Source organism: Saccharibacillus deserti, from assembly GCF_013618475.1.
Classification (GTDB): Bacteria; Bacillota; Bacilli; order Paenibacillales; family Paenibacillaceae; genus Saccharibacillus; species Saccharibacillus deserti.
This window is the reverse complement of the sequence record NZ_JABJVN010000004.1, coordinates 357,232-377,496: the sequence shown is the minus strand read 5'-3', so window position 1 is coordinate 377,496 and position 20,265 is coordinate 357,232. Positions and strand designations below refer to the sequence as shown.

12 protein-coding genes are annotated in these 20,265 nt (G+C 58.8%); 7 read left to right on the top strand and 5 right to left on the bottom strand.

Annotation, left to right across the window (positions count from 1 at the left end):
- Positions 1-14 precede the first annotated feature (14 nt).
- The gene (locus tag HOP44_RS13485; RefSeq protein ID WP_172254140.1) at positions 15-1,583 is read left to right on the top strand and encodes a Ppx/GppA family phosphatase; all 1,569 of its coding nucleotides are present in this window, start codon (positions 15-17) and stop codon (positions 1,581-1,583) included.
- 169 nt (positions 1,584-1,752) lie between these two features.
- Here HOP44_RS13485 and ppk1 read toward each other — a convergent pair whose 3' ends face one another.
- Positions 1,753-3,855, bottom strand: coding sequence for a polyphosphate kinase 1 (gene ppk1, locus HOP44_RS13480; RefSeq protein WP_172254138.1), 2,103 nt, complete (start codon positions 3,853-3,855; stop codon positions 1,753-1,755).
- 569 nt (positions 3,856-4,424) lie between these two features.
- Here ppk1 and HOP44_RS13475 point away from each other — a divergent pair.
- The 4 genes from HOP44_RS13475 to HOP44_RS13460 all read left to right on the top strand — a co-directional run bounded on the left by HOP44_RS13475 (position 4,425) and on the right by HOP44_RS13460 (position 8,686).
- Positions 4,425-6,488: a beta-galactosidase gene (locus HOP44_RS13475; RefSeq protein WP_172254136.1), complete on the top strand. Its 2,064-nt coding sequence runs from the start codon at positions 4,425-4,427 to the stop codon at positions 6,486-6,488.
- A gap of 192 nt (positions 6,489-6,680) precedes the next feature.
- Positions 6,681-7,571, top strand: coding sequence for a hypothetical protein (locus HOP44_RS13470; RefSeq protein ID WP_172254134.1), 891 nt, complete (start codon positions 6,681-6,683; stop codon positions 7,569-7,571).
- A gap of 112 nt (positions 7,572-7,683) precedes the next feature.
- Positions 7,684-7,974, top strand: coding sequence for a putative quinol monooxygenase (locus HOP44_RS13465; protein WP_172254132.1), 291 nt, complete (start codon positions 7,684-7,686; stop codon positions 7,972-7,974).
- Between the two features lie 61 nt (positions 7,975-8,035).
- The gene (locus HOP44_RS13460) at positions 8,036-8,686 is read left to right on the top strand and encodes a histidine phosphatase family protein (RefSeq protein ID WP_172254130.1); all 651 of its coding nucleotides are present in this window, start codon (positions 8,036-8,038) and stop codon (positions 8,684-8,686) included.
- A gap of 273 nt (positions 8,687-8,959) precedes the next feature.
- On the opposite strand, the gene fucU is transcribed toward HOP44_RS13460, so the two are convergent.
- The 4 genes from fucU to HOP44_RS13440 all read right to left on the bottom strand — a co-directional run bounded on the left by fucU (position 8,960) and on the right by HOP44_RS13440 (position 13,952).
- Positions 8,960-9,382, bottom strand: a complete 423-nt coding sequence (gene fucU, locus HOP44_RS13455) for an L-fucose mutarotase (RefSeq protein ID WP_172254128.1) — start codon at positions 9,380-9,382, stop codon at positions 8,960-8,962.
- A gap of 18 nt (positions 9,383-9,400) precedes the next feature.
- Positions 9,401-10,078 carry a class II aldolase/adducin family protein gene (locus tag HOP44_RS13450; protein ID WP_172254126.1) on the bottom strand — a complete coding sequence of 226 codons (678 nt, stop codon included), beginning with the start codon at positions 10,076-10,078 and terminating at the stop codon, positions 9,401-9,403.
- A 266-nt stretch (positions 10,079-10,344) separates the two neighbouring features.
- Positions 10,345-12,135, bottom strand: a complete 1,791-nt coding sequence (locus HOP44_RS13445) for a rhamnulokinase (RefSeq protein ID WP_246369783.1) — start codon at positions 12,133-12,135, stop codon at positions 10,345-10,347.
- A 38-nt stretch (positions 12,136-12,173) separates the two neighbouring features.
- Positions 12,174-13,952 carry an L-fucose isomerase gene (locus tag HOP44_RS13440; protein WP_172254124.1) on the bottom strand — a complete coding sequence of 593 codons (1,779 nt, stop codon included), beginning with the start codon at positions 13,950-13,952 and terminating at the stop codon, positions 12,174-12,176.
- Positions 13,953-14,437: 485 nt separating this feature from the next.
- Here HOP44_RS13440 and HOP44_RS13435 point away from each other — a divergent pair, with 485 nt between their 5' ends.
- Positions 14,438-19,189 (top strand): X2-like carbohydrate binding domain-containing protein, encoded by a 4,752-nt coding sequence (locus HOP44_RS13435; RefSeq protein WP_172254122.1) that lies wholly within the window; start codon positions 14,438-14,440, stop codon positions 19,187-19,189.
- Between the two features lie 215 nt (positions 19,190-19,404).
- Positions 19,405-20,247: a DeoR/GlpR family DNA-binding transcription regulator gene (locus HOP44_RS13430; RefSeq protein ID WP_172254120.1), complete on the top strand. Its 843-nt coding sequence runs from the start codon at positions 19,405-19,407 to the stop codon at positions 20,245-20,247.
- The last annotated feature ends 18 nt before the right edge of the window (positions 20,248-20,265 follow it).

The window sequence follows — 20,265 nt, the reverse complement described above, 5'->3', positions numbered from 1 at the left end:
GGAGCTGTCCAATCATGACTACCGTACCCGAAATCAACCGCCCCGAGGCAGGGCAGGTCAGCCTGCGCGCGGGCATTATCGATATCGGCTCTAACTCGATCCGGCTTGTCGTTTACGAAAGCGAAAGCGGCGGTTCGTACCGTGTGCTGACCGAGTCGCGCGAAGCGGCCCGTCTCAGCGCGCTGGTGACGCCGGAAGGCATCATGCCTTCTCCGGCGATCCACTCGGTGGTGCCGGTACTCAGGCAGTTCACCGAAATATGCGAAGCTTACGGAGCGACCCGTATTCGGGCCGTGGCGACCGCCGCGATCCGGAACGCCTCGAACTCGGATCAGATCATCGAAATTTTGAACCGGGAAACGGGGCTCGATATCGAGCTGCTGCCCGGCGAGATGGAAGGGCATTACGGCTTTATCGGCGTCGTCAACAAAATCGATATCGCGACCGGATTTATCGTCGATATCGGCGGCGGCAGTACGGAAGTGACCCTGTTTCGGGAACGCCAGCGCGTCTCGAGCTTCTCGTTCCCGTTCGGCGCGGTCAATATGAATGTGCGTTTCGGCGGAAGCGGTCCTTGGACAGAAGAGCGTATGGGCGAACTGGAGCATTTTATTCTGGAGGAAGCCCAAAAGCATCCCTGGATGTCCGAACATCCCGGACTTGATCTGGTGGGTCTGGGCGGAACGATCCGGGGCCTCGGCAAAATGGATCAACGGCGCCGCAACTATTCGCTGCCGCATACGCACAATTATGTCATGCAGGACGAAGACGTCGACTACTTCTACCATTCGCTGCCCGGGATGGACAACAACCATCGCAAGCGGGTACCGGGCTTGTCCAAGAACCGGATCGACATTATTGTGCCGGGGATGATTATCCTCCGCACCCTGTTCCGGCATATGAAAGCTTCGCGTTACGTGGTCAGTGCGACGGGACTGCGCGAAGGGCTGTTCTTCGAGCTGCTGCATCCCGAGCAGGCCGTACACGAGAACGTGCTGGAGTTCGAGCTTCGCGCGCTGCTGTCCAACATGCCGCGGCCGCGCCAGCTTCATCTGCGCCAGACGGAACGCTTCGCGCGCATTTTGTACGAAGCGCTGGGCGAAGGCGGGGAGAACGAATGGAACCGCAAACTGCTGCGCGTAGCGGCCTGGACGTACCAGACCGGAACGGAAATCGGCTATATCGATTACGAGGAACATACGCAGTATCTGCTGACCAAGCGCCCGCTGGCGGGATTGACGCACCGGGAGATTATTCTGACCGCCTTGATCGCGGCTCTTGCCGCCAAAGTGAAATGGCGCAAAAGCGTAACCGCGCAGACGTACAAAGATATTCTGCTTCCCAAAGACGACGAACGTACGCGGCGTCTTGGCGCCGTCCTGCAGCTCGCGACCGCGCTCGATGCGAGCGAAACGCAGGCCGTGACCGAGCTGACCGCCAAGCGCAGCGGCGACCGCTTCGAGCTGACCCTGACCTGCCGCAACGAAGCGTTTATGGAAATTCGCGACCTTAAAGCGGCGGCCCGCGATTTTGAGAAAGAATGGAACGTGAAGATCGGGCTGAAGATCAAGTCGGCCGGCTGACAGGTCCGCTCCCGCTTTGACGGAAACGAAACGGGCATGAATAGACATAAACCGTCATACAGGTTCGTTCCCGAGTGTCCGCAGCGAAGCGGACGTTCAGACAAGAAGCCCGTTCCCCGGTTACCGGGGAACGGGCTTCTTGTTGATTCGTTTGCCGCAAAATCGGGGGTCAGACGAGCGTCGATTTCCAGGACCGGAGATCTTCCGCACGGAATTGGCTGCGGAACGGTTCTTCGCCGTTGTCAAACGACTCGTAGCCGCCGCTTGAAGTCAGGATGCGGGCTTTGACGTTGTCTTTGAGGTACAGCTTCACGATATTCAGCAGCGTGTCTTTGCAGCCCGGATCGAGAATCGGGCACATCAATTCCACGCGGCGGGTCAGGTTGCGCGTCATCCAGTCGGCGCTGGAGAGGAAGATCTCGGAATCGCCGCCGTTCTCGAAGTAATAGATCCGGGAGTGTTCCAGATACCGGTCCACGATGCTGCGCACCGTAATATTTTCGCTCAGCCCCGGAACGGCCGGACGCAGACAGCAGACGCCGCGCACGATCAAGTCGACTTTGACGCCGGCTTTGGACGCTTCGTACAGTTCGTCGATGATCTGCTGGTTGGACAGCGAGTTGAACTTGGCGATGATGCGAGCCGGGCGGCCGTCTTTGGCATGATCGGCTTCGCGGCGGATATTGGTGACGAAGGTGCCCATCATGGTATCCGGCGCGACCGAAATCTCTTTCCAGTCGGGATGACTCGAATAGCCGGTAATATGATTGAACAGCTCCGAAGCATCTTCTCCGATCGAAGGATTGGAAGTCATCAAGCCGACGTCCGTATAGAGCTTGGCCGTCGCATCGTTGTAGTTGCCGGTGCCTACGTGCACGTAACGGCGCAGGCCGTCTTCTTCGCGCCGGACGACGAGGATCGCTTTGGCGTGCGTCTTGAGTCCGACCAGCCCGTAGACGACATGGCAGCCGGCCTGTTCCAGCGTGCGCGCCCAGCTGATATTGCGTTCTTCGTCGAACCGGGCTTTCAATTCGACGACGACCGTAACCTGCTTGCCGGCTTCCGCAGCTGCGGCCAGGGAACGGATAATGGCCGATTTGCTGCTGACCCGGTACAGCGTCATCTTGATCGCCATCACGTTCGGATCTTCCGCGGCCTGTTCGACGAAATCGCTGACGGCATCGAACGTTTCGAACGGATGGTGCAGCAGGACATCGCGTTCTTTCAGCACGCTAAAGTAGTCGGTGTCGCCGCCGTCCCCGAATTCGGGCGGGTAGGTGGACAGCCGGGACGGATAACGGAGAGCATCGCGATTCTTGACCGAACCGGCGAACGACGACATGAAGCCGAGGTCGATCGGTCCGTCGATCTCGTACACGGCGTCTTCGATCTCGAATTCTTCCTGGAGCAGCTGCAGTGCGTAGGGATGGAAGCCTTTTTGCACTTCGAGCCGGACAGGCGCGCCGCGGCGGCGCTTGCGCAGCTTCTTCTCGATTTCTTCGAGCAGGTCGTCCGCTTCTTCTTCGTTGATCTCCAGATCGGCGTCGCGGGTAAGGCGGAACGCATGCACGGTAACCGCTTTGTGGCCGCTGAACAGCGTCTGGATATGGTGGCAGATCAGTTCGTCGATCAGTACGTAACTCTGTTTCTTGCTGTGGCTGCGCTGACTTACCGATACGAGTCGTGGCAGAATGGAAGGGACCTGCACGATCGCAAAATAGTACCGTTCTTCGTCGGGCAGATCTTCCGGCGTATTGTCGCGTTCAAGCAGCGCCGCCAGATAGACGTTCTGGCTGTGCACCAGCGGGAAAGGCCGGCTGAGGTCGACCGCCATGGGAGTCAGAACGGGGAAGATTACATCGTGGAAGTAATCGTCCGCCGCTTTTTGCTGGGTGGTGCTCAGATCTTCATAACGGTTCAGCATCAGGCTTTCTTTGGCCATCAGGCGCACCAGTTCTCGGTATGTACGGTACTCCGCCGCTATCATCTTCTCGATCCTTTTGGTCAGGCGCTTGTACAGGACGGGAGGCGTGTAACCGGAAAAATCTTTTTTGGTGATTCCGGCTTTGAGCTGGTTGCGGATGCCGGCTACCCGGACGCTCATGAATTCGTCCAGATTGCGCGAGACGATTCCGAGAAACTTGGCGCGTTCCAGAAGCGGTGTCTCCGGTTCCTGGGCTTCTTCGAGAACCCGGTAATTGAATTCGATCCAGCTGAGGTCGCGGTTGATGTAGTATGGGGATGTTCCCCGGTGAGCCGTATGATTATCCATAAGTTCCTCCAAGTACAGCATGCAGGCGCAGGCGCCCGGCACGCAGATTGTTCGTACAAATCCGGTCATTTGTCGGCTTGATCGCCGGAGCCGTTCCGGCAGGCACAAAATCGTTTACGCAGCGAAACGGCCGCGGGTTGCAAGGCTTTCACCTTTTTCCACGCTGCTCTTTATCAGTATAACGCCCTTTTGTTAAGCGAATGTAAAAAAAGCCTTTTTCCATCTTAATTCCAGTTGAACGCTTACAAAAGAAAATGCAGGCCGAAAAGAGCGGGAATCAGCGTTTTTTGAGCAGGTTTTCTTTTTAAACGCGAATTCGGAACATGTGGAACCGGGAAACGTCAAGGGGGAGTAAAACCCAAACCCGCACAGCGGTCTGCTGCGACAGGTAATTTAGACCCCTTCGACAAAAATAGAGCGTTTGCAGGACATGGGGACGGCGACCGCGAAAAGGTTACGGACAGGAGCAGGACCCGGATCGTATCCAGGCAGGTCCAAGTGCGGACAACCGGGACGCGGCATCCGCTATCTGCCTCTGCAGTCCGGCAAGCGGAAAGGGTGGGATTCCCATGGAACGTCTGCATTACGGAGTCGCTTATTACGATGAATATATGCCTGACGACCGGCTGGCCAAAGATATCGAGATGATGCAGGAGGCGGGCATTACCGTCGTACGGATCGCGGAATCGACCTGGAGCACGCATGAACCGCAAAACGGAGTATTCAATTTCTCTTCGGTGGATCGCGTATTGGATGCCATGCATGCGGCGGGCATCTCCGTGATCGTCGGTACGCCGACCTATGCCGTCCCGGCCTGGATGGTGCGCGAACATCCCGAGGTGCTGGCCGAGACCCGCGGCGGTCCGGGGAAATACGGGGCGCGCCAGATTATGGACATCGCAAGCCCCGCCTATTTGTTCTATGCCGAGCGGATCATTCGCAAATTGATCGGCCGCGTCTGCGGTCATCCGGCGGTGATCGGCTATCAGATCGACAACGAGACGAAGCATTACGGAACCGCCGGTCCCAACGTGCAGCTGCGCTTCGTCAAAGCGATGCGGGAGAAATTCGGCGGCGATCTCGGCGAGCTGAACCGCCGCTTCGGGTTGGACTATTGGAGCAACCGTATCGACGCGTGGGAAGATTTCCCTTCGGTGCTCGGTACGATCAACGGCAGCCTGGGGGCGGAGTTCGCCCGCTTCCAGCGGCAGCTCGTGACCGAGTTTCTCGCATGGCAGGTCGACATCGTCAACGCCTACAAGAAGCCCGGCCAATTCGCCACGCACAACTTCGATTTCGACTGGCGCGGCCACTCGTACGGCGTGCAGCGGGACGTGGATCATTTCAAAGCTTCAAAGCCGTTCGACATTGCGGGCGTGGATATCTACCATCCTTCGCAGAGCGAGCTGACCGGCATCGAAATTTCGTTCGGCGGCGATCTGGCGAGGTCGCTCAAACAGTCGGCTTATCTGGTGTTGGAGACGCAGGCGCAGGCTTTCCCGCACTGGACGCCGTATCCGGGGCAGCTGCGGCTGCTCGCGTTCAGCCATCTGGCTTCGGGAGCAGGCATGGTCGCCTATTGGCACTGGCATTCGATCCACAATTCGTTCGAGACTTATTGGAAAGGACTGCTCAGCCACGATCTGCAGCCGAATCCCGTGTACGAGGAAGCCCGGACGATCGGAGCGGACTTCGCGCGTCTGAGCGGATCGCTAAGCGGTCTGCGCAAAATCAACCGGGTCGCGATGCTGGTCAGCAACGAATCGCTCAGCGCCATCGACTGGTTCCCGCTGCCGGGCGGCGTGCTCTACAATGACGTCGTGCGCCGCTGCTACGATGCGCTCTACAAGCTGAATGCCGGCTGCGACTTCGTCCACCCGGACACGGAATCGAAAGTGCTGGCGGAATACGATCTGATCGTCGTACCGGCCCTGTACAGCGCACCGGACCTGCTGCTGGAGAAGCTGAACGGGTTCACGGAAAAAGGCGGGCATGTGGTCTATACGTTCAAAAGCGGCTTCGCGAACGCCGACGTTCAGGTGCGCACAAGCGCCCAGCCGGGGGTAATCGAGCGTGCCTGCGGCGTGAATTACCAGCTGTTTGCCGAACCGAAAAACGTGCGTGTCCGGCTGACACGCAATCTGCTTGATACCGTTGAAGAGAGTTATCCCGCAGAGACCTGGATGGAACTGCTGACGCCGACGACGGCGGAAGTATGGGCGCGTTACGATCATCCCGAGTGGAAAGAGTACGCGGCAATCACGCACAATGTCTTCGGCGAAGGCACGGCGACTTATATCGGTTTCATGCCGGGCGAAGACCTGCTGTTCAAAGTGTTCGAACGGGTGCTGCGAGACGCCGGATTATGGGGCGAAGAGCAGAAGCTCAAGTTCCCGCTCGTCGTCAAATCCGGCGTGAACGGAGCCGGCTGCCGCGTACGCTATTTCCTGAATTATTCCGGCGAACCGGCGGCATTCGAATACGGATACCGCGACGGCCGGGAACTGCTGTCGGGCAGGGACATCCGGCACGGCCAACTGCTGCGTCTGCCGGCCTGGGGTTTCGCGATCGTCGAAGACCGCGAAAGCGCGGCCTGCTCGGCGGCGATGGAAGACGGCGTGGCCCTGGATTGAACCGTGCCTTCGGGGGTGCCGGAACCGATAAACGATCCAACCGTCCGACAACAAGGATAGGCCCGCGCCTGTCCTTTTTGCGTTAGACCGGAGGCGGAGCAGTACCCTTTTTGGCCGGGCCGCGCTATGATGGGACAACGGGCGGACGGCGGCTTCGGGAAACCGGCCGCGAATATCGAGGAGGAACTCAAGATGAACGAAACACGCGAATATACGCTGACCGGGGAAGAGCTCACGGTCACGATCAAAGCTCCGGAGACCTGCACCGGAACACGGTTCGACCGGACCGGATGGATTACGCAGGTGAGACTCCAAAGCGCAGGTTTGAACTTTTGCGTACCGGAGAGTCTGGTCGCGGGTCAGGGAACGGGCGGCGAAGGACTGTCCGGGGAGTTCGGCATCGAAAAAGCGATCGGCTATGAAGAAGCGGAACCCGGCGATTCCTTTGTCAAACTCGGCATCGGCGCGCTGACGCGAATCGACGACGAAAGTTACAATTTTGCCCGAACGTATCCTGTCGAAGCCTACGAAGTCCAAACGGAAATCGGGCCCGCATGGGTCCGCTTCACTTCCACGGCGCCGGAACATAACGGCTATGCGGCCGTGCTCGCCAAAACGGTCGAAATTGACGGCCGCAGCCTGCATATCCGTTACAAGCTGGACAATACGGGGACGAAGAGTTTCTCGACCAGCGAATACGTACATAATTTCATGGGGATCGGCGGGCATCCGGTAGGACCGGATTATATACTGAATTTGCCGTACGAACCGGAACTGCACCTGCTCGGCGACGGCGGCGTGGAAGACAAACTGGAACTTTCGGCCGGCCGGATGACCTGGAACGCTTTGGCAGGCGGAGAATATTACAGTTTGTTCGGCGGATTCACTGTCGGCGAAGCGCCCTACTGGGAGCTGCTGCACCAACCCAGCGGAGCGGGCGTGCGCGAACGCGGAGACTTCGACGCTTCCAAGCTTGGAGTATGGGGAGCGGGACATGTGGTTGCGCCCGAAGTCTTTATCGCGATCGAGCTTGCGCCGGGCGGGAAGCGCGAATGGACGCGGACCTACGACTTTTTCGGATAAACGCCGGCCGTGATTTGCCCGGTCTGTCTGTGGTAAGCTGGAACAAGAGAGCGGGATCGACCTATCGGAATCGGATTCCCGGAATCAGATTATTCATAGAGGAGGATGTACGATGATTGTCATTCATGCCGATATGCAGGTCAAGCCGGAAAAGCGGGACGCTTTTCTGCAGACCGTTCAGCCGCTCGTTGCCGGTTCCCAGGCCGAAGACGGCTGTCTGCGCTATACGCTGACCCAGGACGTTGCCCAGCTCGACCGGTTTACCATGATTGAAGTCTGGGCCGACGAAGCCGCGATCGAGCGCCACAACGCTTCGCCGCATTTTACGGGATTTTTCAAAGTCGCCAATGAATTTTTCGCGGCTCCGCTGAAAGCCGAAAAGTTCAGCGCGGCGGACATCTGAGCCGACCGGCACAGGTCTGCGGAATAAAGTCAAATAAAGATTCGATACTGGAGGATGGTCCATGAGCCCGAAAATCAGTTTGTACCTCGTCAGGCACGGGGAAACGTATCTGAACCGCTACGGAAAAATGCAGGGTTGGTCCGACAGTCCGCTGACCGATGAAGGCAGGGTTGTCGCCACGGCTACCGGACAGCGGTTGGCCGATACGGAATTCGCTTATGTCTACACAAGCGATTCGGGTCGGACGCTTGAGACCGCCGAACTCATACTGAACGAAAGCCGGCATCCCGTTCCGGTCATCAACCGGATCAAGGCTTTTCGCGAAACGTTCTTCGGCGGGTTCGAAGGCGAATACTCCAAGGTTGCTTTGGGCAAAATCGCCGAGAACAATGCGGGGGTAAGCTTTGCGGAATTGATGCAGACGGTCACGGTCGCCGAATTCGCGGACATGACCAAGAAAGCCGATCCGTACCATCACGCGGAGAACTTCGAAGAGCTCTGGACGCGGATCCGCGGCGGGCTGCAGACGGTGATCGATCTCGATTATACCGGCGACGCCAAGGTTCTGATCGTCACCCACGGCAACACGATCCGCAATATCGTCAATCAACTGTGCGAAGGCGTCGACGTCACGATCGAGATCAAGAACGCGAGCGTAACGATTCTGGAGCACGAAGACGGGCAGTTCAAGTGGATCGGGTTCGATCAGTGAAACGGGTACGCAGGGTGAGCGAGTGGAAGCGTCAGGAAGTGAACGAGCAGGCGGAAGAAGCAGCACGCGAACGAGTGAGTCACAGCAGAACGGACATGTAAAAGAAAAAGAACAGACGAAAAAGCCGGATTCTCCCTCGATATGCCGAGGCGGGAAATCCGGCTTTTTGCCGATGAAGCGGAGTCGCAGAAGACGGGCGTGTCCGCTGCCTGCACAGGCTTGATTGCAGGAACCAGACCGGGGTCCGCTGCAAAAGGTTCGAATTGCAGCGAACTAGATCACGCCTTTTTTCAAAAGAATATTCCCGTACAGGGCTTCTTCGCCGGTTACGACGATCGCATAGGCGCCGCGGGCGCGTTCGTAGAAAGCGAAACGCTCTTCGAAAGCGATCTGAGCGGAGGCGTCGTGGCGGGCGATCACTTCGCGGTACGTATCCCAGACCGTCGGCACGATAGGATCGCCGGACACGACGCTCATCAGCGCCGCCTGATGTTCGGCGTACGGATCGAGCGGCAGCAGTTCCAGCATCGCGTCGAGCAGCGAAGGGATGCCGAGGCCGTCGCAGCGAATGACGCGTTCATGCAGCGAGTGGCCGGGGAAATTGGCATCGGCCAGCACGATTTCGTCGCCGTGGCCCATTTTCATCAGCGCATGGACGAGGTCGGGAGACAGGATCTTCGGGATCTTTTTCAGCATAAGGCGTCTCCTTCCCGGCTAGAAGCCGTAGAACGAACGCAGCCCGACCAGTTCGTCGATCCGGTGCTGCGGCAGCTCGCGTTCGCCGTCGATCATGCGCGTAAGGAAAGTCAGCTTGGCCGTGTATTCCAGGCGCTCCATGTTCATATAGGCATCCATCACGCTTTTGCCCCAGGTCAGCGCGCCGTGGCTTTCGAGCAGGACGGCCGTCTTCTTGCCGAGAAAAGGCATGATCGAATCCGGAATCTCTTCGGTCGACGGCGTGCCGTAGGCCGCGAGCGGGATGTCGCCCATCGCGATCACGGATTCCGGCATCATCATCTTGTCGAGCGCTTCGCCCTTGATCGCGAACGCGGTCGCATAAGGCGGATGGGCATGGACGACGCCGTGCATGTCCGGGCATTCGCGGTAGACGCGCAGATGCATTTTGACTTCCGTGGACGGCCGATAGCCTTCGGCAGCTTCGACGATCTCGCCGCCGAGATTGACTTTGACCAGCATATAAGGCTCCAGGTAGCCTTTGCTGACGCCGGTCGGGGAAGCGAGAATCTCCGTCTCCGAGAGGCGGGCGGAAATATTGCCGTCGTTGGCGGCGATAAAGTCTTTGTTGAACAGATTGCGGCCGATATCGCAGATTTGCAGGCGCAGCAGGCGCTCGCGTTCGACCGGATCGGCGATGGAATGGGGCTGGGTCATGGGCATGGGTCTCCTTTTTGGGTCATAGATATGGATCGGATTGAAAGCAAACAGGGATTCGTCCGTTTGGTGCCGGCCTTGACACGCTAACGAAACCTCATAACGCTATTCGAACGAATATTGGGGTTTTGACCCTGTAACGAATCCCTGTATCGCCATTTGGCGTTTTTTCGGCGAAATTAGTCGATTGAGCGGATACAGCGTTCTCGGGATTCGTTAGAAAAAGAAATCGGCCGTCTCGGCTTGTTTAGCGTCCTCAAGATTCGTTAGAACTTACGGATCTGCCGGTTCGCAGGTTCGTCGGGCAGGTAGCGTTCGAGCGCAAACGAGCGCCCGAGAATCTCCGCCCGACGGTCGAAGTCCAGTTCGCCCAATGCGGCGAGCTGGACAAGCGCGCTGCCCGCGGCACTCGCTTCGACCGGGCCCGCGATGACTTCGCGGCCGGTGCGCTCCGCCGTCAGGCGGCAGAGCAGCCGGTTGCGGCTGCCGCCTCCGACGAGATGGACCGCGGCGATCGCGCGGCCCGTGATCGACTCGAGCTCGTCGATCGCGCGGGCGTACGCGTCGGCCAGACTCTCGAGCACGACGCGCGCCAGCTCGCCGTGGCTGCCGGGGACCGGCTGCCCGGTCTCCCGGCAGTACTGCCGGACCCGCTCCGGCATGTCGCCCGGAGCGGCAAAGCGCGGATCGTCGGGATCGATCCGCGAAGCCGCAGGTCCCGCGGCTTCGGCCAGCGCCGCCAAATCACCGTGGCTGAGCGCTTCGCCGCCGGCGTTCCAATGCCGCCGGCATTCCTGAAGCAGCCACAAGCCCGTGATGTTCTTCAGCAGGCGATTGCCGCCGCCGTAACAAACTTCGTTTGTCAGGCCGCGTTCGTAAGCGGCACCGGACAAGATCGGCCTCGGGGTCTCGATTCCCGCGATCGACCAGGTGCCGCAGCTGATAAAAGCGGCGAAGGCGGCTTCGTTGGCGGCGGAGCCGGCCGCTTGATCAGCCGGCCGGCCGTCTGGTGTACGGACGGCTTCGTCCGGCGCGCCGCTCGCTTTTTCGGCCATGTCGGCTGACTCTGCCGCGCCATCCATCCCGCCGTTCTCCGCCCTGCCGGCTATATCCGCCGTTCCGCTCCACCCGGCGGCTCCATTCACCGCGCCGCTTGCCGCTGCCCCGGACAACCCTGCCGCCGCTATCCCGCCGTAAGGCACCGCCGCCACGGCCGAAGCCGTGTCGTGCGAAGCGCCGGCCACGACGCGCAGCGGGCCGCAGCGCAGCTGCGCCTGCAGTTCCGGCCGCAGTTCGCCGAGCACCGTGCCGGCCGGTACGACCGGCGCCAGCAGAGCGGCCGGAATACCCAGCCGTTCCAATACGGCGGCGGACGGTTCGCTGCCGCCGGCCGCAAGCAGGCCGCCGGTGCTCAGGATGCTTCGCTCCGCGGCCGCAGCGCCGCACAGCCGGTAATGGAACAAATCCGGCATCATCAGCAGACGGGAAGCCTGTTCGCGCAGTTCGGGCTGTTCTTCCAGATCGGCGAAGATCTGGTATACCGTATTGATGGGATTCGGCTGATTGCCGGTCAGCTCGAACTGTTCGCGCGGCGGCAGGCGGCGCTCCAGTTCCGCCGCGTGCCGCGCCATACGCGCGTCGCGGTAATGGTGCGGCGGCCGCAGCAGTTCGCCGTCTTGGCCGATCCAGCCGTAATCGACCCCCCAGGTGTCGACGCCGATGCCGAGGATCGGCTGCCCTTCGGCGGCAGCCAGGCGGATACCCGCCTGAATCTCGGCGAACAGCCCGCCCTCGTCCCAGTACAAGCCGCCGCCGTCTTCGACCGGCACATTGTCGAAGCGGTGAATCTCGCGCAGCTCAAGCTTCGAACCGTCGTAGCTGCCGAGCATGACCCGGCCGGAGCTGGCGCCGAGATCGACGGCCAGCACTCTTTTGACAGAGGAGCTTTCAACAGTTCCGGCAATCCCGGCATGTTCGGCAGATTCGCCGGAGTCCGCACCCTGCGGGCTCTGGCCCATCCCGTTCAAAATTTCCGAATCGAATTTCCGAGGCTTCATGGGCATGCCCTGCTTTCCGATAAAATGGCGTCAACGCCTCAGTACAGCGGTCCGAAGTTCCGGCAGGCTGCGTAATCGGCCGCTTCCGGATTTTCGGTGCCGAACAGCGACCAGACGCGTGGACGGAAGATGTCTTTCTCGTCCACGTTGTGCATGCTGACCGGAATGCGCAGGATGGAAGCGAGGGTGATCAGGTCGGCGCCGATATGCCCGTAGCTGATCGCGCCGTGGTTGGCGCCCCAGTTGTTCATCACGTCGTAGACGTTCGAGAACGAGCCCTTGCCCGTCAGCTTCGGCGCGAACCAGGTCGTCGGCCAGGTCGGGTCGGTGCGTTCGTCGAGCGTGCGGTGCACCTCTTCCGGAAGATCGACCGTGTAGCCTTCCGCCAACTGAAGCACGGGGCCCAGTCCTTTGACCAGGTTGAGGCGCACCATCGTGACCGGCATACCGCCGCGCGTCAAGTAATCCGTCGAAAAGCCGCCGCCGCGGAAATATTCCTGCGAAGCCGGCCGGAACAGCGTCTTGTCCAGACATTTGGCCGCTTCTTCGTCCGTGACGTCCCAGAAAGGCTTGATCGCGGGCAGTCCGTCGATCTCCTGCTCGCCGGTCCCGTCGAGCGCCGCCGAACCGGAATTGATCAGATGCAGCAGCCCGCCCTGCGCCGCGCCTTCAAGCTTGTGTCCCGTCACGCGTTCCACCGCCGCCGGACTCCAGAATGTACGTACGTCCGCGAAGATCTGCGCCGTGCCTGTCAGCAGGTGGTTGAACAGCATGACGACGCCGTTGAGGCTGTCGTTCTCGGTGGCGACGATGTACGGCGCGCGCCGTCCGTTCCAGTCGAACGAGGAATTAAGAATCGTCTCCATAAAGTCGGCGTTCGGGAAATGGTCCGTCCAATGCCGCTGCCCCTGGAAGCCGCCCGCAATCGCGTGATGGCCGCCCGCTTCTTCTTCGAAGCCGAGTTCCGCCAGCCGCGGATTGCCGACCATGAGGTCGCGCGCGATCAGCGTCATTTTGATGACGAATTCCCACTGCCGATTCTGTTCGTCTTCGCTGATGATCAGATGTTCGGGATTGTTGTTGGCACCCAGTTTGCAGTTCTGCTTGGTCCAGGCCAGTGCTTTGGCGTATTCGTCCTTGTCGTAGATCTCTTCTTCGACGCGGCGGACGAATTCGGACATGTCCACGTATTCGTTGCGCATGCCCAGATAATGCTGGAACAGATTCTCGTCGATGATCGAACCGGCGATACCCATCGACACGGAACCCATGGAGAGGTACGCTTTGCCCCGGATGATGGCGGCGGCCAGCGCGGACCTTGCGAACTGAAGCAGCTTGGTCTGCACGTCGGCCGGAATCTCTTCGCTGCCCGACTCCTGTACGTCTTCGCCGTAAATGCCGAACGCCGGAATGCCTTTTTGCGCATAGGCCGACAGCACGGCTGCCAGGTAAACCGCACCGGGCCGTTCCGTTCCGTTAAATCCCCATACCGCGTGCGGAATCGAAGCGTCCATGTCCATCGTCTCGGAGCCGTAGCACCAGCACGGGGTCACGGTGATCGAGACGCCGACGTTTTCCCGCTTGAACTTGGACGCCGCCGCGGACGCTTCCGCCACGCCGCCGATCGTCGTGTCCGCAATCACGCACTGCACGGGCGAACCGTCCGGATAGCGCAGATGCTCCTGCAGGAAAGCGGCTGTGCGCCGCGCCATGCCCATGGTCTGTTCTTCCAGCGATTCGCGTACCCCGCGTCTTCTGCCGTCGATGGTAGGGCGAATCCCGATTTTCGGATACTCTTGGGTAACGGTGGCTGACATAACGTACCTCCTCAAAATAGGTGAATGGGAAGGGGCTTCGGGCATGCGGTCGCATCCTGAACAATCCCCGGCAAAACGTAATGATCCGACGAAAACATAGGTTGGAAAGCGTTATCAATTCTTCTTTATCTTAAAAGCCAAGCCGCAACAAGTCAACAATAATTCGAGGTTTTGTTGTTGTTTTGTTGTTTTTATTCATTAATATTTGTGGTTTTATGGTTTTTTGTGAAAAAGAATTTTAGAATTATGAAAAAAGAGAAATAAAAATAATAAAAACGTGACTTTTTGAAATTTAAATTTAAAAGTTAGGTCTTTTGAAGCGCGTAATTGCCAATGGTTGTCATTTATATTCGGTCTAAGCCTTATTGGAATGCGTTCCCTTGTGCGTCGTGCAGCCGGTCAATCGGGAACGGGAGCAAGTCGGCGGTTCCAGCAAAAGCCCTCAATCCGCGCAGTTCAAATTCGAACGTTGGAGGCACCCAAAGATGAGAAAAAGCTTCGAAAAGAAAGCAGGATCCAGGATCGGCATCGTTTTGCTTGCTGTATTGATACTGGCGCAGGTTTGTATTCCTTATTCCTATGCCGCAGGCCCGGCTCCCGACCCGTTTACGACCCGCAGTTTCGAGGATCTGCCTTATGATTCCATGTCGGACGCGGATTACGGAAACAACGTCTACATTGCGGTCGGGGCCAAAGGAGCGATCGTCAAGTCCGGCGACGCCGAGGTTTGGCAGAAGGTCAAAGACCAGAAGGACATCGATTATACCGGAGTGTCCGATCCTTCCTCGTTTGGCTTCGGCGGCGTGGCTTACGGCAACGGCTTGTTTGTAGCAGGAGGATCGAACGGCGTGATTTTGACTTCGCCGGACGGGGACACCTGGACGCAGCGCAGTTCGACGATTACTTCCAGCATTACCAACGTGGACTATTTGACCCTGAACGGCAATTCGGCTTTTTACGCAACTACGCTCGGAAAATATGTCACTTCACCCGACGGAATGAACTGGACCAGCGTCGTGCCGACCGGCTTGGGAAGCAGCGAGTTCATTACGCAGGTGACTGTAGGCAATAACGGCACCCGCCTTGCCTTCTCGGGCAGCAGCGGCAAAGTTTATCACACCTTGGACGGATCTTCGTGGACCGGCATAACTCCGCAAAATCCGGACAATACCGGTGCAAACGGCGCCAACTTCCTCAAGTGGATGAACGACCGCTACTTTTTCATCGATATCCACGGTTACATCTGGACTTCTACAAATCTGACCAATTTCACCCTGCTCGGCACCCGGCCTTCCAAAATAAATTTCTCCGATAATTCGATACAAATGAGAAAAGGATTCTACGACGGTACACGTTATTATTTGTTCGGCAGCGAAGACAGTTATTACGGGCACGTCTATACGTCGACTGATGCCGTCAACTGGACGCGTCAGCCTTACGAAAGAGAACTGGTTGACCAAAATGCGGTGTTACTGAACGGAAAGTATTTCCTTTTCGGCAATGAAGGGATGAGTGTCTCGAATACGGGCTCGAATTGGGCCTACAAATGGGGAGGAACGTTTAGGGACGTCCTGCACGACGGCTCCAAGTATGTGGCAGTCGGCCGATTGGGCGCGGAAGGCACAATCTGGTCCTCTATCGATCTGACGGCCTGGACAAACCTTCCGATATCCGGTTCTGCGGCCGGAACTTATACAGCCGTCCAATATGGAAACGGACAGTATGTGGCAGTGAGCGAACCGAGCCACGGAGTCACGCGAATCGCAACTTCGGCGGACGGTATAACCTGGAATACGAGCCCAAGCCTGAAGGGGAACGAATCCTTCAGCGATCTGGCTTACGGCAACGGGAAGTTCGTAGCTTCCGGCAGCGAAAACAGCAAAGCCATCCTCCAGACTTCAACAAACGGGATCACCTGGCTCGAGGCGACGCTCCCCGGAACCGCCGCCGAATATATGCTCTCCGTTACGTATGTGAACAATCAATTTATCGCTTTGGGCCAAGGAGCGACAAGCGGACTTGTCCTCCTCACGTCGGCGGACGGAGATACCTGGGTGAACCGTTCCGCAAATTATCCCGAACCGACCGATACGCTCGAAAGTATCGTGTACGACGGAAGCCGATACATCGTAAGCGGCTACGACACCACGAATTATTTGCAGTTCTCCCGGACATCCGCCGATTTGCAGACTTGGTCGCAGCCTTCCTTGATCGGAGGATACAGCGCCCAGGTGGCCAAGAACCTGGCAGCCAGCGGCCCCAACTTGTATGCGCTTGTCACGGATGCGGACTTTAATACTTTTGTAAACTTCTCTTCCGACCAGGGGGCAACCTGGTCTCCGACATCGATTGTACCTGAAGGAGCCCAAGCCTATAGCCTTGTAAGCCGAAATAATCAAATGCTGGTCGCCGGAGTCAACAAGCTTCTGCTGTCGGCGGTTCTGGGCGCGAACGACAGCGAGATCAGCCCGGCCACCGCTTCTTTTGACAAGGAAGCGTCGGCCCAAGCCGATATTCCGGTAGCGCTGACGCTCAAAGGCAATACCTTGAGCGGTATCACAAACGGCGGTACGCCGCTGGTTGAAGGCGCGGATTACACGGTCAGCGGAAGTACCGTGACGATCGGCAAATCGTATCTGGCGCAGCAGCCGGTCGGTACGGCGAACCTGGTGTTCGGCTTCAGCGCCGGAGCCGCGCAGACCCTGGCGGTTACCGTCAGCGACAGCACTCCGCCTGCACCGAACGACAGCGAGATCAGCCCGGCCACCGCTTCTTTTGACAAGGAAGCGTCGGCCCAAGCCGATATTCCGGTAGCGCTGACGCTCAAAGGCAATACCTTGAGCGGTATCACAAACGGCGGTACGCCGCTGGTTGAAGGCACGGATTACACGGTCAGCGGAAGCACCGTGACGATCGGCAAATCGTATCTGGCGCAGCAGCCGGTCGGTACGGCGAACCTGGTGTTCAGCTTCAGCGCCGGGGCCGCGCAGACCCTGGCGGTTACCGTCAGCGACAGCACTCCGCCTGCACCGAACGACAGCGAGATCAGCCCGGCCACCGCTTCTTTTGACAAGGAAGCGTCGGCCCAAGCCGATATTCCGGTAGCGCTGACGCTCAAAGGCAATACCTTGAGCGGCATCACAAACGGCGGTATGCCGCTGGTTGAAGGCACGGATTACACGGTCAGCGGAAGTACCGTGACGATCGGCAAATCGTATCTGGCGCAGCAGCCGGTCGGTACGGCGAACCTGGTGTTCGGCTTCAGCGCCGGAGCCGCGCAGACCCTGGCGGTTACCGTCAGCGACAGCACCGTGATCCCGCCGCTTGAAGTTCCTGCCTTGCAGACCGTGACCGCAGGCAATGCCCAAGCTGCCCTGCAGTGGACTACAGTCGGCGGAGCGGACGGTTATCGCGTATATGTGTCGCAGCAGCCGGGCGTATACGGCGCCGAAGCGGCTTCCGTCAGCAGCTCTGTATACAGTTATGAAGCATCGGGTCTGACGAACGGTACCCCGTATTACTTCGTCGTCAAAGCCGTATTCGGAGGCGAACTGAGCGCCGCTTCCAATGAACGCAGCGCGACGCCGTTTACGACAGCGGGTGCGCCGACAAACGTATCGGCAGCAGCCGGCAGCGGCCAGGCTTTCGTATCCTTCACGCCTCCCGTCTCCGACGGAGGCCGTCCGATCACCGGCTACGAAGTGCTGGACGCGGAAGGCAAAGTTGTCGCTTCCGGAACATCCAGTCCGATTACCGTAACCGGCTTGACGAACGGTACGGCTTATACCTTTACGGTAAGAGCGTTGAACGAAGCGGGCAAAAGTGACGGATCCGCCCCTTCCAGTCCGGTATCTCCGGCCGCACCTTCCGACGGAGGCGGCAGTACGCCCGTCATCCCGACACCCGTCAATCCGACGCCTGTCACCCCAACACCTGTCAATCCGACGCCTGTCACTCCCGTAACTCCGGTCACTCCGAAGCCTGTGGGCGTCGATATCTGGATCAACGGACGCCAGGAAAAGATCGGGACGGCCAAGACCGAAACGGTTGACGGCAGCTCCGTAACGACGATTTCGGTGGATCCTACCCTGCTGGGACAAAAACTGGCTGCCGAAGGCGCCGGTGCCGTCATCACCATTCCTCTGCTCGGCAGCACGTCGGACGCCGTCGTAGGCGAACTGAACGGCGAAATGATCAAAGATATGGAGCAGAAACGGGCGGTGATCGAGCTTCGAACCGACGAAGCGACGTATACGCTCCCGGCGAGCCGGCTTCGTATCGATTCCTTGTTGAATCAGCTCGGACCGTCGAACCAGCTTGGCGAAGTCACGGTGCAGATCCGTGTGGGCAAGCTTACCGACAGCATGATCGATGTGGTGAATGCAGCCGCGGCGCGCGGCGGATTCACCCTGGCTTCCACGCCGCTCGACTTCTCGGTTAATGTCGTACTCAAAGACCGCACCATTCCCGTTACGTCGTTCGATGCCTATGTGGAACGCAGGATCGTTCTGCCGGCAGGAGTCGATCCGAACCGGATTACGACCGGAATCGTTGTCGGGCCGGATGGTACGATCCGCCATGTGCCGACCCGGGTAACCCGTGAGAACGAAACTTATTATGCGGTCGTGAACAGCCTGACGAACAGCGCCTACTCCATTATCTGGCATCCGGTCGAATTCGGGGATGTGGCCAACCACTGGTCCAAAGAAGCGGTTAACGACATGGGTTCGCGTCTGATCATCAACGGAACGGAAGAAGGCGTATTTAGTCCGAACCGCGAGATCACGCGTGCGGAGTTTGCCGCGATTGCGGTTCGCGCGCTGGGACTCAAAGAGCAGGAAGGCGGTATTTCCTTCTCCGATGTGGGTCCGTCGGATTGGCAGGATTCGGCTGTTCGTACAGCTGCCGCTTACGGATTGATCCAGGGCTTCGAAGACGGAACATTCCGTCCGAACGATCGGATTACCCGCGAACAAGCGATGGCTATCGTGGCCAAAGCAATGAGCATTACCGGACTCCAAGGCAAATTTGCCCCTGCGGATCCGTCGGATCTGCTCGGCGGTTACCGCGATGCCGATCAAGTCTCGAACTGGGCACGGGAAAGCCTGGCCGCCGTGCTGCAGTCCGAGATCGTATCGGGCAGAACGGCCACCAGGCTGGCTCCAAAAACCGATATGACACGGGCGGAAGCGGCGGCGATCATCGAACGTCTGCTGAAAGTGTCCGGCTTGATCTAAAAGCAAAAACAGCCGAAACTTCTTCGGCCGCTGTATCCCTATCCGCCTTCACAAGGCGGATAGGGATTTTTTGCGCGGGCCGACGCACTCTTTTCCTTGCCTATTCCGAAGAAAGGTCGATATATTTGTAGAAAGAAACCGCAAGCCTGCGCATGCGGGAAGGGCGAACGGTGCGAAGCGGAAACGCAAGACGAGGATACGGGGGCGGATACAAGATGAAAGCCGAACAGCGGCGCGAATGGATTATCAACGAGTTATACCGCAACAAAAAGGTACAGGTTTCGGCATTGGCGCAAACATTCGGGGTCTCGGAAGAGACGGTGCGCCGCGATCTGGATAAGCTGGAGAAAGAAGGCATCGCGCAGAAAAATTACGGCGGAGCCGTATTGAGCGCCCCGACCAATCTCGATCAATCCTATGCCAGCCGGCATGACCTCAATCTGGAAGCCAAACGCCGGATTGCCGGGTACGCGCTGGATCTGATTCACGACGGGGACAGCATCATGGCGGATACCAGCTCGACCGCTTTCGAAACGCTGCGGATGCTGGCGGAGCGGCGTTCGCAGCTGACGCTGATTACGAACTCGCTCGTCGCGCTGTCCGCGCTCCAGCAGTCGGGTCATCGGCTGATCGGCACCGGCGGGACGCTGGGCGCTTCGACCAGCTCATTCGTCGGCCCGGATGCGGCGCGGACGATCGAACGCTATAACGCGGACGTGACGCTGCTCGGCTGCAAAGCGCTGTCGATGCACGGCGGCATCTGCGATTCCAACGAAGCCGAGAGCGAGTTGAAGCTGCTGATGCGGCGCCAGGCGAACAAGACCGTTTTGCTGGCGGATCATTCCAAATTCGACCGCCTGGCTTTTATCCGGCTGTTCGACTTCGGCGATATCGACTTCGTCGTGACGGACCGCCCGCCGGCGGAAGAATGGAGCGACTTTCTGCGCGGACACGGAGTGACGCTGGTATGCGGGGTAGAAGCGGAAGATGAAGCGCTGCAGCCCGAGGATGAAGGGGAGAAGCGGCAGCGACGAGATGAAGGACAAGAGAAGGAATAAGTAGGAATGAAGGAAGTA